This is a genomic window from Oceanobacillus kapialis (assembly GCF_044790185.1).
In the GTDB taxonomy this organism is placed as follows: domain Bacteria; phylum Bacillota; class Bacilli; order Bacillales; family Amphibacillaceae; genus Oceanobacillus_B; species Oceanobacillus_B kapialis.
On sequence record NZ_CP085256.1, the window covers coordinates 3,078,634 to 3,090,787 of the forward strand.

The 12,154-nt window shown below is 41.8% G+C and carries 19 protein-coding genes; 6 read left to right on the top strand and 13 right to left on the bottom strand.

Translation table 11 applies throughout. The features are described 5' to 3' along the window. Positions 1-106 precede the first annotated feature (106 nt). Genes LG273_RS16040 through LG273_RS16070 form a run of 7 tightly spaced genes read right to left on the bottom strand, consistent with a single transcriptional unit; the run spans position 107 to position 6,602 of the window. Positions 107-1,159 carry a galactitol-1-phosphate 5-dehydrogenase gene (locus LG273_RS16040; protein ID WP_404455468.1) on the bottom strand — a complete coding sequence of 351 codons (1,053 nt, stop codon included), beginning with the start codon at positions 1,157-1,159 and terminating at the stop codon, positions 107-109. 15 nt (positions 1,160-1,174) lie between these two features. Beyond that, entirely contained in the window at positions 1,175-1,330 is a 156-nt protein-coding gene (locus LG273_RS16045) for a hypothetical protein (protein WP_404455471.1), read from the bottom strand. 39 nt (positions 1,331-1,369) lie between these two features. After that, complete coding sequence (locus tag LG273_RS16050; RefSeq protein ID WP_404455474.1) at positions 1,370-2,401, bottom strand: zinc-binding dehydrogenase; 1,032 nt, start codon at positions 2,399-2,401, stop codon at positions 1,370-1,372. A gap of 38 nt (positions 2,402-2,439) precedes the next feature. Next, positions 2,440-3,699, bottom strand: a complete 1,260-nt coding sequence (locus LG273_RS16055) for a galactitol-specific PTS transporter subunit IIC (protein WP_404455476.1) — start codon at positions 3,697-3,699, stop codon at positions 2,440-2,442. Between the two features lie 54 nt (positions 3,700-3,753). After that, positions 3,754-4,041 (bottom strand): PTS sugar transporter subunit IIB, encoded by a 288-nt coding sequence (locus LG273_RS16060; RefSeq protein ID WP_379560434.1) that lies wholly within the window; start codon positions 4,039-4,041, stop codon positions 3,754-3,756. A gap of 1 nt (position 4,042) precedes the next feature. After that, entirely contained in the window at positions 4,043-4,525 is a 483-nt protein-coding gene (locus LG273_RS16065) for a PTS sugar transporter subunit IIA (protein WP_379560433.1), read from the bottom strand. Between the two features lie 22 nt (positions 4,526-4,547). Continuing rightward, positions 4,548-6,602 carry a BglG family transcription antiterminator gene (locus LG273_RS16070; protein WP_404455480.1) on the bottom strand — a complete coding sequence of 685 codons (2,055 nt, stop codon included), beginning with the start codon at positions 6,600-6,602 and terminating at the stop codon, positions 4,548-4,550. A 201-nt stretch (positions 6,603-6,803) separates the two neighbouring features. On the opposite strand from LG273_RS16070, the gene LG273_RS16075 reads away from it, so the two are divergent. The 5 genes from LG273_RS16075 to LG273_RS16095 all read left to right on the top strand — a co-directional run bounded on the left by LG273_RS16075 (position 6,804) and on the right by LG273_RS16095 (position 9,278). Then, positions 6,804-7,115 carry a hypothetical protein gene (locus LG273_RS16075; protein WP_404455483.1) on the top strand — a complete coding sequence of 104 codons (312 nt, stop codon included), beginning with the start codon at positions 6,804-6,806 and terminating at the stop codon, positions 7,113-7,115. 108 nt (positions 7,116-7,223) lie between these two features. Continuing rightward, complete coding sequence (locus LG273_RS16080; RefSeq protein WP_404455486.1) at positions 7,224-7,646, top strand: hypothetical protein; 423 nt, start codon at positions 7,224-7,226, stop codon at positions 7,644-7,646. 153 nt (positions 7,647-7,799) lie between these two features. Then, positions 7,800-8,747, top strand: coding sequence for a nuclease-related domain-containing protein (locus tag LG273_RS16085; protein WP_404455488.1), 948 nt, complete (start codon positions 7,800-7,802; stop codon positions 8,745-8,747). 37 nt (positions 8,748-8,784) lie between these two features. Next, positions 8,785-9,039: a hypothetical protein gene (locus tag LG273_RS16090; protein WP_404455491.1), complete on the top strand. Its 255-nt coding sequence runs from the start codon at positions 8,785-8,787 to the stop codon at positions 9,037-9,039. Continuing rightward, positions 8,991-9,278, top strand: coding sequence for a hypothetical protein (locus LG273_RS16095; RefSeq protein ID WP_404455493.1), 288 nt, complete (start codon positions 8,991-8,993; stop codon positions 9,276-9,278). The genes LG273_RS16090 and LG273_RS16095 overlap by 49 nt, the downstream gene beginning before the upstream one ends. A gap of 89 nt (positions 9,279-9,367) precedes the next feature. Here LG273_RS16095 and LG273_RS16100 read toward each other — a convergent pair whose 3' ends face one another. Both LG273_RS16100 and LG273_RS16105 read right to left on the bottom strand, forming a co-directional pair. After that, positions 9,368-10,243 carry an IS3 family transposase gene (locus LG273_RS16100; protein WP_404459472.1) on the bottom strand — a complete coding sequence of 292 codons (876 nt, stop codon included), beginning with the start codon at positions 10,241-10,243 and terminating at the stop codon, positions 9,368-9,370. 11 nt (positions 10,244-10,254) lie between these two features. Then, a complete protein-coding gene (locus LG273_RS16105) occupies positions 10,255-10,557 on the bottom strand; it encodes a transposase (protein ID WP_379562994.1) in 303 nt (100 codons plus the stop codon). 87 nt (positions 10,558-10,644) lie between these two features. Between LG273_RS16105 and LG273_RS16110 the strand changes: the two genes are divergently transcribed. Beyond that, entirely contained in the window at positions 10,645-10,770 is a 126-nt protein-coding gene (locus LG273_RS16110; protein ID WP_404455497.1) for a hypothetical protein, read from the top strand. Between the two features lie 72 nt (positions 10,771-10,842). Here the strand turns inward: LG273_RS16110 and LG273_RS16115 are convergent, their stop codons facing one another. The 4 genes from LG273_RS16115 to LG273_RS16130 all read right to left on the bottom strand — a co-directional run bounded on the left by LG273_RS16115 (position 10,843) and on the right by LG273_RS16130 (position 12,093). After that, positions 10,843-10,980, bottom strand: a complete 138-nt coding sequence (locus LG273_RS16115; RefSeq protein WP_379560427.1) for a YvrJ family protein — start codon at positions 10,978-10,980, stop codon at positions 10,843-10,845. 87 nt (positions 10,981-11,067) lie between these two features. Then, positions 11,068-11,286: a DUF2922 domain-containing protein gene (locus LG273_RS16120; protein WP_379560426.1), complete on the bottom strand. Its 219-nt coding sequence runs from the start codon at positions 11,284-11,286 to the stop codon at positions 11,068-11,070. A gap of 33 nt (positions 11,287-11,319) precedes the next feature. Beyond that, positions 11,320-11,544: a DUF1659 domain-containing protein gene (locus LG273_RS16125; RefSeq protein ID WP_379560425.1), complete on the bottom strand. Its 225-nt coding sequence runs from the start codon at positions 11,542-11,544 to the stop codon at positions 11,320-11,322. Between the two features lie 132 nt (positions 11,545-11,676). Further along, positions 11,677-12,093: a hypothetical protein gene (locus LG273_RS16130; RefSeq protein WP_379560424.1), complete on the bottom strand. Its 417-nt coding sequence runs from the start codon at positions 12,091-12,093 to the stop codon at positions 11,677-11,679. Between the last annotated feature and the right edge of the window lie 61 nt (positions 12,094-12,154).

Sequence of the window (12,154 nt, forward strand, 5' to 3'; positions counted from 1 at the left end):
TTACCGCACCCTATTCAATCATCGCTGCCTATTCTTCCACGACATTTTTTATGTATACAAAAAAAACGCCCATCCCAGGCGTTTTTGTTATTTTTCCCCTATTGTTTTATCCTAGCTCTGGATAGAAGAGCACTTTTCCGAAAGATTCCTTCCGATTGATGATGCGATCGAAGGTTTCTGGTCCTTCTGATAGATGAAGGCGATGGCTGATGATTGGTTCGATACGCAATTGGCCTGTTGCCATATAATGAATGGTTGTGCTCCACTCCCTGCCCGGAAATGGAGATGAGATGGCATTCCATGAACCATAAACATTCAGTTCGTTTCGCACAATCTTCTCAAAATAGAAGCGCTCAATGTTAATATCGGCATATGGGATGCCCATAAATACGACTTCTCCGCCTTTTTTTGGTAAGGCAAAAACTTGGGCGGAGGTTATCGGTGAGCCAGCTGACTCGACTGCAAGATCTACTCCTAAGCCGTTCGTATGCTCGAGGATTTGTTCGTGTGCTGGTTTTTCCAATGGATTGATAAGCACATCTGCTCCCAGTTCTTGCGCTACGCTTAGCTTCTCAGGATCAATATCAATAGCATAAACCTTTTTGGCACCAAAGATTTTTGCCCATTGAACAGCTAGTAAGCCAATGTTTCCACAACCCATGACAGCAACCTCTGCTCCTGGCCTTATGGTCGTGCGGTAAAAGCCGTGTACTACGACAGCGGAAGGCTCCACTAATGCTGCACTATCGAAATCGACTTCATCTGGAAGTGGGATTACGTTTTCCTCAGGCAGCTTTACAAACTCCGCATAGGCACCAGGGTGTCTAGCGCCAATCACAGTAAGCTTTTCACATCGTGCAAGCTCGCCCTTTTTACAGCTCTCACATTCGCCGCAGTAAAAAGTCGGACATGCAGCTACACGATCTCCCGGCTTCACGCTTGTCACATTTTCTCCTACTTCCGCTACCTCTCCGGAAAACTCATGACCGAAAATCATTCCTTCCACATAGGGTCCTAGCTTATTAAAGCGGGAAATATCGGATCCACAAATCCCTACTGCTTTTACTTTTATAATGACATCATCTGCTTCTTTGATTACTGGTTTTTCTGCTTCCTCGAAGCGAATATCCTGCTTCCCGTAAAGTTTAAGGGATCGCATCCTCTCACCCTTTCATCATTCTTGTCCTGCTGTTTTGCCCTTTCTTTTCGTTGCAATTCTGACAAGTACAGAACCTATTAAAAGGCTGTTAAAGATTAATTGGTTTTCAAAATAAAAGCTGGAAACGGACCGAAATGGACCAATCATGAAATCCAAAAATGTATCCATCATAGCTATCGCCTCATTTCTGAAAATATTCCTTCATGCAACCTACTCTACTGGGGTCAATAAAACCTTTATTGCTTCGCCACTTTTAATCGCTTGATATGCCGTATCCCAATCTTCAATCGTATATTCGTGGGTAACGAGCGACTTTGCGTTAACACTGCCATTATTCATTAGCTCAAGGGATGGCTCCCAGTCTGCTGATTTTTGGCTTCGGCTGCCGACAACGCGGATTTCTTTTTGAATAATTTTTTCAAGATCAAAGGAGATTTCCGGGTTAGCAAACAATCCCACCTGGCCGTATTGTCCTTTTTTCCGCAAAAGGTCTAGTGCCTGCTTTGCAGCAGGTACTGCACCAGAACATTCAAATACAACATCGGCGCCATAGCCGTCAGTCAAGCTGTTCACAAGTTCTTTAAGATCCTCTTCCTGCGTATTTACTGCATAATCAATTCCGAGTTCTTTTGCCTTATCAAGACGCACTTTGTCATTTGTTAATCCCGTAATAATAACGGTTGCCCCGCGGCTTTTCACCACCTGGGCTGTAAGCAAGCCAATTGGTCCAGGACCGATTACAACAACGACGTCGCCTTTATTGATTTCTGTTTTTTCAACAGCGTGATGCGTACAAGCAAGTGGTTCTGTCATTGCCGCTGATTGGTAATCAACGTTTTCCGGTAGCTTGTGTACACTTTCTTTTCGAGCAATCAGGTATTTCGCAAAGCCACCATCCTGCTGTGTGCCCAAGCCTTTTCGGTGATTACATAGATTGTAGTCACCAGATTTACAATACGCACATTCTCCACAAATGTAGAAAGTCGTCTCCGAGGTAACTCGATCGCCAACTTGAAATTCTGTGACACCTTCACCGACCTCAACAACTTCTCCGGAAAATTCATGTCCTAATGTAACTGGAACACCGACTTTGTAATGCCCTTCATACGTATGAATGTCCGAACCACATATTCCTGCATATTTGACTTCGATTTTCACTTGATCGGCTCCAGGCTGTGGCACCTGCTTATCCTGCATCTCAAGATTGCCAAAGCCCTGTGCTGTTTTTACGAGTGCCTTCATGAATACTCCTCCTAATGCGTGTTTTCGAAAATTAAATGCTAGTTAAATAAAGAGAAGAATTTATAAATAATATAGTTTACGATGTTTCCACCTTGGTCAATACTGGAAATTTGTGCAGAACCTTCAGGCATATCGAAGTCTGCATTCTCTGCCATTTGTGTAAACATTGGTGCAACATCTGTTGCAATGTAAAGAGAGATTGCAATCATAATTGTTCCAACGATAACGGAGTGCACAATATTTCCTCTAGCTGCACCGACGATAAACGCTACGATAAATGGAATGGTTGCCAAATCACCAAATGGTAGTACAGCGTTTCCTGGTAAGACAACTGCTAGCACAACCGTGATTGGTACTAGAATTAGTGCTGTTGAGATAACAGCAGGGTGTCCTAATGCAACAGCTGCATCCAGTCCGATTAAAATTTCACGATCACCAAATCGCTTGTTCAACCATTCTCTAGCAGACTCCGAAACTGGCATTAAACCTTCCATTAAGATCTTAACCATACGTGGCATTAACACCATTACAGCTGCCATCGCCATACCGATTTCAATAACTTCCCCAACACCATAGCCTGCTAGAGCTCCAATTGCTGCCCCGAGGAATAGTCCGATAAAGATAGATTCACCAAAAATACCGAAGCGCTTTTGAATGGTTTCTGGATCAGAGTTCCAGTTTTTTACGCCAGGAATTTTTTGCAATCCTTTTACTAAGAAGATCCCTGGTGCGTAGGAGATGGTACTACCTGTTGCAATCGAAACACCTGGAAGCTCATAGAACTCGCTCATCATAGGTGCTGTCCAGTCGGCAACCTTCAAACAAACAATCTGGAATAATACAGCAGCGATCAAACCTTGAATGATACTGTCAGAGATTGCGTACACCATTGCTGCCATAAACGTATAATGCCAGAAGTTCCAAATATCCACGTTCATCGTTTTCGTCGTTTTTGTTAACAACATGATAACGTTTACAACTAAACCAAGTGGAATGATAAATGCTGCAACCACAGAGGCCCATGCGATCGAGGACGTTGCTGGCCAGCCAACGTCAATGACATTTAGCTCCACACCAAGCCGATCTACCATTCCTTGTGCTGCAGGTCCTAAGTTTAATACAAGTAAATCAATAACAAGGAAAATCCCGACAAATGCTACCCCAATTGTTAAACCGGAACGGAAAGCTTTACCTGGTTTTTGCCCGAAAAATAATCCTAATAGAAAAATTGCTACTGGTAAAATAACGGTAGCTCCCAAGTCTAGAAAGCCTTGTATAACATCAACAAAACCTTGCATTATGTTCTCCCCCTCAGATAATGATTGATCCCGGATATGCCGGGATCTTATTCATTATTTTTTTAGTTCCTCTAAAATTTGCTTCTTCGTATCCTCAACACCAATTCCAGTTAGGAAGTTACGTGCATTAATAACTGGGAATGGATATTCTTTTTTCGTCATTGCTGTTGTTACTAGCAAATCTGCTGTATCAACATAGCTGCCAACCTCAGCAATTTTAATTTGTACTAAATCTACTTTAAGATTGTTTTCTTTTGCCATTTCCTCAATCGCATTGTTCACGACAGTGGAAGTCGCAATACCAGCTCCACAAGCTACCAAAACCTGTTTCTTTTTCTCCATGTTACTCACCTCCTTTAAGTGCGAAATCTAATTTATTTTCTAAAAGCTGCAGTACAGCTGTTTCACTTGTTTCAGCGGCTAGTGTCGCCAATGTTTCTTCATCCTGGAAGATTTGCATGAGACGCTGCAGTAGCGCCAATTGATCATGTGGTTTATCCATTGCCAGCATAAACACGAGTTTTACTGGAGTTGTTTCTTCATCATCACCCATTACGCAAAAATCTACTGGGTCCTTCAATACTGCGACACTAATCGTTTTTTGAATAACGTGTTCTACATCGGTGTGTGGGATGGCAACAGACACGCCCTTAGTAGGAAGTCCTGTTGCAAATTCTGCTTCTCTTGCAATAATTGCTTTTGTAAAACTTTCCTTAACCAGTCCTAGTGATTGGAGGTTTTGCCCCATTTTAGATAGCACATCTTCCTTATTGCTAGCCTCCATATTTAAAAGAATAATAGATTCATTAATGTACATTTCACCCATTTTTTTGCCCCCGGTTCTCTCGTTAGTCGTTTGCATATTTTCGTATAATGTCCAAAATGGCCTCTTTATCCGTTGCTTCAATTAACGCTTTTTGATCTGCTGTGTTCCCTGCCAGCTTCATTAATTGCATTAATGCCTTTAAGTGTTTTTTCTTATCCAATGCTGCAATAATGAAAATTAACTGGATCGAATACTCTTCTGTAAACGCTACGCCTTTTTTTAAACGGAGCAGACTCATGGAGACTTCGTTGACACCATCCTCTGGTGTAGCATGTGGTATGGCAAGGTTTGGCCCGATCACAATATAGGGATCCTTTTCCACCTCTCCCACCATGGCATCTACATAAGATCGATCAATGGATCCTTTTCGTATCAATGGTGCAGCGCCAACCTTAAGGGCCGCCTCCCAGGAAGATGCAGAATCACGTAGTGTAATGGTTTCTTCTGTAATAAAATCAGCCAATGTCATAGCAGGCTCATTGCCTTTTTGCTTCCTTATCGCATCCGCATCATCACGGTGCAGGTAGCGGTATAAATCCTTTGTTAGTTCTGCTTCATTGCTAATCACCGCATGCTTTTTCACGATTGTCAGGATTTCCTCTGCATCAAGATCTGAGGCAATATATCCCTGAATCTCTAGCATGACTTGTTTCCGTAAGCGGGTTTTTTCTTCCCTTTCCATAAAAGAACTTGAAATAAATAGTTTCTTATCTGTTTCAAGTGCAATTGGTGAAAATACTAGATCGTAAGCGAACGGATAATGATAAAACTCCCTTACCGACAAGGTATCCAGAAAAATAAACTCTGGAAATAACTCTTTTAATTGACTGTACATTAATCTGGAAACAGAGATCCCTTTTGGACAGACAACAATTGCCTTCGTCTTCTCCTTAATGCTATCCCCCTGCTTCGACAGCCAACCACCAATTAACATAGTAAGATACGTCGTCTCATTCTCAGGAATCGGCATCCCAATTAACTCAGCAAGCGGTTCCGTTGATTTTTTTACAAGGTGATGCAATTCCATAAATTCTTGGCTGACTGTTTGCGGGCCATCACTAAGCTCTGTTAGCTGATACTTAATTCGGTAATAAGCAGGCTTCACATGCAACAATAATTTATTTAACAGCTGCTCTCTGTCCTGGATGGAAATGACTGCTCTTCTTTCAAATAAGCGAAGCATGTCGTCAAGTGCTTCTATTAAGTTAGGAATCGCTTCTTCTGTTAGGAATTCAGACCAATACACATTTGTTGTCAGTAGATAAAGTGTAATAAACAGCCTTTCTTCCATCGGGATATCCTGAAAATCATAAAGAATCTCTTCTGTTGCCCTGTACTGCTTCGTATCCGATAATTCTTCATATTTAATATAGAAGGCTCGAATTAAGTTCCCTTTTTTAATACGACGGATCACCAGGATTAAACTGTAAGGCATAGTAGCCATCCGCTCATCGGTAAACTTTAAATTCAGCTTCTTTTCGACCGATTCAATCCTGTGCGTAATTTCTCTCAAATCATCTGCCTTAATATCCACAAGACGGGATAACAGGTCCGCACCGTTTTTCAGCCGAAGAATTTTATCCAACACATGTAAAAGCAACTTACGGATCTCGAATTCTTCACCCTTTAGGACATAGCCATCTTTTCTCGTGTAACGAATGGTTACATGGTAATCTGCTATAAAATGTTGGGATTGCTTTAAATCACTTAAAATCGTATTTTTACTAACCTTTAACTCACTTGTGAAATGGATTAGAGAAAGATCATCCTTGCTCAGTAACATCATCAGAATGACATACATTCGCTGCTGTTCTGATAAAACGCTTGCATCTTCCTGCCTTAATGTTTCTCCCTTTGAAAAGGTAACAAAAACGGATTCATCAATAATGAAAAATCCCTTCCTTGTCCGCTGAATCTCTGGGAGTTTATGTGTTAAAAGCCACTCATTAATCTTCGTGATGCTATAACCAAGCTGCCTTCTCGTCAGGCCAAACTTCTGTTCAATATCCTTACTCGTTACACTTGGATTACTCATCAGCTCCTCGAGAAGCTTACTGCTGCGGTTATCAAGTTTCATGATTAACCCCTCTTTCATAAGTAATTGTAGCACCGCTTTCATTCAAGTGAACACGCTTTCAGCCCAAATGAGTGGAACGCAATTGTACATTACTGTGATTTGAACGGTAAAATACAGTTCTGATACATATTAGCGCTTTTTTGGAAGAGTGGCAAAGTTGGGTGTGAAGGGTGGGGGTGGTAGTTTGAGCGGGGCGCTTGGTTGATTGTGCTACCCTGGTGGTTGATTGAGTGGAGGGATTGGTTGATTGCACTGCCCTGGTGGTTGATTGAACGGCGCCCTTGGTTGATTGCACTGCTCTGGTGGTCGATTGAACGGGCTCTTTGGTTGATTGTACTGCTCTGGTGGTCGATTGAACAGGCTATTTGGTTGATTGTACTGCTCCTGCGGTTGATTGGCCGGAGATCTTGGTTGATTGCACTGCTCTGGCGGTTGATTGAACGGGCTCTTTGGTTGATTGCACTGCCCTGGCGGTTGATTGAGTGGAGGGATTGGTTGATTGCACTGCTCTGACGGTCGATTGAACGGGCTCTTTGGTTGATTGCACTGCTCCGGTGGTTGATTGAACGGGCTCTTTGGTTGATTGCATTGCTCCGGTGGTTGATTGAACGGGCTCCTTAGTTGATTGTACTGCTCTGGTGGTCGATTGGGCGGAGCACGTGGTTGATTGCACTGCTCTGGCGGTTGATTGGGCGGCGCTCTTGGTTGATTACACTGCCCTGGTGGTTGATTGAACGGGCTCTTTGGTTGATTGCGTTGCTCCGGTGGTTGATTGGCCGGGGCTCTTGGTTGATTGCGTTGCTCCGGTGGTTGATTGAACGACGCTCTTGGTTGATTGCACTGCTCTGGTGGTCGATTGAACAGGCTATTTGGTTGATTGTACTGCTCCGGTGGTTGATTGAATGGGCTCTTTGGTTGATTGCGTTGCTCCGGTGGTTGATTGGCCGGGGCTCTTGGTTGATTGCGTTGCTCCGGTGGTTGATTGAACGACGCTCTTGGTTGATTGCATGCTCCTGCGGTCGATTGTGCTCCCCCCTTGGTTGATTAATTTTTAATTAATTATTAAAAAATAAAGGGATTAGGCACATGGGATAGAATTTATTAGTATTAAAGAAAGGTGTGATTAATTTGATTAGTAAACCCCGCTTGAAAACATTCCAGATTCTAGCGTACGAAGCATTGTTCAGAAAGCTCAAAATGGAGTATAAGAATAACGAGATTTTCCTTCAAGATTATGGCAGGTATCTTGCAGGGTATTTAGGTGAAAAACGCGTTGACTACACACTCGCAACTTTTCGAGAAGAAAACATTTTTATTATTAAAGACCTTCGATTAAATAATTTTAACCAGTATTTTCAGATCGACACCCTCCTCATAACCCCTTATAACTTAGTCATTCTAGAAATTAAAAACTATAGAGGCGAACTAAGTTATGACTCACTTCAAAAGCAATTCATCCAAATCTCTGATGGTAAAAAATCTGTTTATAAAGATCCAATCCAACAGGCAAATACTCAAAGAAGGAATCTGGCATTTTGGCTACAAAGCTTTTCTATGAATTTACCAATTGATACTCTTGTCATTTCTAGCAATCCAGCAACCGCAATAAACAATATTCAAGAGGACCCTCAAATCTACAATCAATTTATTCACTCTGAAAGCGTACATTTTCATCTTGAAAGAATTTTTAAAGGCTATACAGAACGCAGGGTAAACCACTCTACACAGAACAAGTTATACAAATTACTCCTCTCACATCACCAACCTTATACCCCGGACCTTCTTGATCACTATAAAATATCACCGGACCTTTTGATCAATGGAATTACCTGTCCAAAGTGCACAAATTCCTTCATGAAAAGAAAAGAACAAAAATGGAGATGCCCAACTTGTAAAACAACCTCAACTACTGCCCACAAGCAGGTAATCCTAGACTATTTCCTTTTATTTAAACCCACTATTACCAATAAGGAATGTAGAAATTTACTTGACATCTCTTCTCCTCGCACAGCATATCTACTTTTAAAAAACATGAAATTAGAATCGTCTGGTAAGAACCGATATAAAAAGTACCATGCACCTCCAATTGGAACCTACCCTCAAGATAAAAGTATTCCACTACCTAGTAACCAAATATTTTTGTAAAATCTCGCCATCGAGCTTCTAAAACTGAGGATTCTGGTTGATTGGGCAGAGCTGGTGGTTGATTGAGCATGATATTTGGTGGGTTGCACTACTCCGATGGTTGATTGAACGGACTCTTTGGTTAATTGCAATGCTCTGGCGGTCGATTGAACGGGCTCTTTGGTTGATTGCAATGCTCTGGTGGTTGATTGAACAGGGCGCTTGGTTGATTGCAATGCTCTCTTGGTTGATTGGGCGGCGCTCTTGGTTGATTGCACTACCCTGGCGGTTGATTGGGCGGCGTCTTGGTTGATTGCACTGCTCCGGTGGTTGATTGGCCGGAGATCTTGGTTGATTGCAATGCTCCTGCGGTTGATTAAACGGGCTCTTTGGTTGATTGCACTGCTCTGGCGGTCGATTGAACGGGCTCTTTGGTTGATTGAACAGGGCGCTTGGTTGATTGCAATGCTCTCTTGGTTGATTGGGCGGCGCTCTTGGTTGATTGTGGACTTCTGTCAAGAAAATGGACATTTTAAAATGGTGCTTGTTTAAAGAAAAATCCTACCGCACTTCGTTTGCTGCGTGATGAATAAATACAAAGTAAAAACCTCACTTTGTACTTATTCATCACAATGGTTTGTTTAAGAGGTTTTTTTCAGTATGCTGTTTTGGTAATGACGTTCAAAGTGATTAGGAGAATAGTACCCTAGAGTCGAGTGTCTTCTTTTCTCATTGTAACGATTACTAATATAGTAATTAATGGCTCTCATGGCCTCAGCACGCTTCTCAAACCGGACTCTGTATACAAGTTCTTTTTTTAACGTGGCATGAAAAGACTCTATACAAGCATTATCATAAGGGTTTCCAATTCTACTCATGCTTACTTCCATTTTCCTTTCTTTCAACACTTCCATATAGCCATGTGAACAATATTGTGACCCTCGATCAGAATGGTGTATGAGTCCTTCACCAGGCTGGCGGGTAGCTATGGCCATTTTTAAAGCAGCTAATGGCAATTCCTTTTTCATATTAGGTGCCATACTCCACCCCACCATTTTTCTGGAAAATAAGTCGATAACTGACGCTAAATAAAGCCAACCCTCTATTGTCCAAATATACGTAATATCTGTGACCCAGGCTTTATTAGGAGCGTCTACAGTGAAGTTCTGGTTTAAGAGATTAGGATAGATCGGTAGATCATGATTTGAATCTGTAGTGATGATTATTTTTTCGGTTAGAGTAGCCCTGAGGCCCATCTCATTCATCATGCGGGCCACAGTTTTTTGACAAACCGTATAACCCCAATCTATTAAATCTGCGTGCACCCTCGGACTACCGTAGGTACCAAAACTTTCATGAAACGATTGGCTAATCTTTTGTTTGATTTCTTCTCGATATCTTTCTCTCTCTGTTAAATCAGCTTCTTTTCTACAAAGCCATTTATAATAACCACTTTTCGATACCACTAGTACCTCGCACATCTTCACCACCGAATAATCCTCACAGTGATCGTAAATAAATTGATATTTTACTCTTGGTTTTTCGTGAAGATGTGCATGGCCTTTTTTAGAATTTCATTTTCCTCTTGGAGCTTTTCAAGCTCCTTTTTGTGGGCCTTCTTTAAATCTTCAAACTCAGATGGCGTTATATACTCTTGGGGTTGGTTACTCTGTAGTTTTTCTTTTCTATGTTTTTGTACCCACTTTCCTAGTGTGGAAGCCGAAAGGCCAAGTTCGTAAGCCACATCGGTTATCTTCCTTCCCTCCTCTACAATTAATTTCACTACATACTCCCTGTACTCTTTATCATATTGTTTCCCCAAAGTGAACACGTCCTTTTATTATTTAGTTCATTATAAAACAAACCACTTTTCACATGTCCACTTTTTAGACTAACCTCAATTGCAATGCCCTGGTGGTTGATTGAGCAGACTCCGTGGTTGATGACACTGCTCTCATGGTTGATTGAGCGGCGCTCTTGGTCGATGACACTACTCCTTGGGTTGATTCTCCTACTCCAATTAATTCCATTACACTTCCCCTAAGTTAATCGCCCACCCCCACTCACACAAAAAACCGGCACTCCTCCCCAGAAGCACCGTTTTTTTCCATTCCATTCAATTTCTCAGTTTCTCTGGTAATCCATGAATTGATTCTATGAGCAGGTTTAGTTTTCCTTCTATACGGTGTAATAAATAAAATGTTACCGCGATGGGAAAGCCGACCTCTGTTAGAAAGGGAATCCATGTTTCCATTTGAATACCTCCTCTCACCTGAAACGCCAATGGTATTTTGAAGTAAAAAGCAGACCAGCGGCATGGCTACTGGTCTGCTCACAGTGTTTATAGTCCTAGATCGATTTCTTCTACTCTACGGTCGACCACGCGTGCGCTTTTCTTGGATAAGATGTCTCCACCGCTAGAGGTGAAGGCGTTTTGGGCGATGATCTCATCCATTGCTGCATTGACTGCTGCAGGATCAACTGGCTCAACAGGCTGATCTAGTGAGTAGGTCACTGTTTTGCCATCAAAGTTTGTGAATTTAAGCTCTAGCTTTTTCATTTGTTTCCCTCCTTTCTATTAATAGTAGGGCGCCTACTCTTGAACAATTTCCGAGCTATCCTTACGCTCGATGTTGTAAAGAGGTAGCACCTGCAACCCTGCTACTGCTGTTGCAATGGCATGAAGCTGATCGGCTGTTGCTTCTACTTTGACATTGTTGAAGCTCTTCGTTTTGTATGATGGGTTTCCTGTTGTAGAGTCAATACCATTGTCAAAGACAAGCTGTAATGAGGAATCCATTAATTCTGCTGTGGCCATGTTTGTCACCTCCCTTCACCTCTATAATCGAAAAAAGCGAGGGAAAGGGGACAAAAAAATCTGAGTGGTACCTGCCTTTCATTTTCCTAATAAAAAAACATCTCCCTTACTAAAGGAAGATGCTCACATTCGTTATGATAGTTTTCTTTTTCGTTCAAAATGCAAATAGTGTAATTCATTTTGGTAGGTGGTAATGTTCCTTTTTAAGGTGACTAAGGTTTGTTTTTCTTCTCGAATCTTTTCTTTTACTTCCCGAATAGATTTTACTAATTGCTCATTATAAATGGGAGAGTGTGTGTCTGGAAGTTCTTCTAGCTGTAGGGAGTGGAAAAGTTCTGCCTGCTGTTCCTTACATATGGAGCTTGGTGGTTTTGGGGCATGGTTGGAGGAGCCATTTTGCTTATGTTCTTCCATATAATCATATAAATGAGTGAGACCAAGAGCTAATAATTCCAATTCATTTCGTTTTGCGCGTAGCTTTTCCTCCAGGCTATAGATAGCTTTTTCTGTCTTGGAGATTTGTCTGTTAATTACGGAAAGAGAACTCATATTTACACCCCATCAAAAAGATTCAAACTGCTTCCATCTCATATTATAGGGGCTGAGTTGT

Excerpts from the sequence above, each read along its gene's own strand:
- LG273_RS16120 (WP_379560426.1), bottom strand. The coding sequence starts at position 11,286 with ATGAAAAAGCTAGAGCTTAAATTCACAAACTTTGATGGCAAAACAGTG.
- LG273_RS16055 (WP_404455476.1), bottom strand. The coding sequence starts at position 3,699 with ATGCAAGGTTTTGTTGATGTTATACAAGGCTTTCTAGACTTGGGAGCT.
- LG273_RS16065 (WP_379560433.1), bottom strand. The coding sequence starts at position 4,525 with ATGGGTGAAATGTACATTAATGAATCTATTATTCTTTTAAATATGGAG.
- LG273_RS16070 (WP_404455480.1), bottom strand. The coding sequence starts at position 6,602 with ATGAAACTTGATAACCGCAGCAGTAAGCTTCTCGAGGAGCTGATGAGT.
- LG273_RS16040 (WP_404455468.1), bottom strand. The coding sequence starts at position 1,159 with ATGCGATCCCTTAAACTTTACGGGAAGCAGGATATTCGCTTCGAGGAA.
- LG273_RS16060 (WP_379560434.1), bottom strand. The coding sequence starts at position 4,041 with ATGGAGAAAAAGAAACAGGTTTTGGTAGCTTGTGGAGCTGGTATTGCG.
- LG273_RS16085 (WP_404455488.1), top strand. The coding sequence starts at position 7,800 with ATGGAGTATAAGAATAACGAGATTTTCCTTCAAGATTATGGCAGGTAT.
- LG273_RS16125 (WP_379560425.1), bottom strand. The coding sequence starts at position 11,544 with ATGGCCACAGCAGAATTAATGGATTCCTCATTACAGCTTGTCTTTGAC.
- LG273_RS16115 (WP_379560427.1), bottom strand. The coding sequence starts at position 10,980 with ATGGAAACATGGATTCCCTTTCTAACAGAGGTCGGCTTTCCCATCGCG.
- LG273_RS16045 (WP_404455471.1), bottom strand. The coding sequence starts at position 1,330 with ATGATGGATACATTTTTGGATTTCATGATTGGTCCATTTCGGTCCGTT.
- LG273_RS16050 (WP_404455474.1), bottom strand. The coding sequence starts at position 2,401 with ATGAAGGCACTCGTAAAAACAGCACAGGGCTTTGGCAATCTTGAGATG.
- LG273_RS16130 (WP_379560424.1), bottom strand. The coding sequence starts at position 12,093 with ATGAGTTCTCTTTCCGTAATTAACAGACAAATCTCCAAGACAGAAAAA.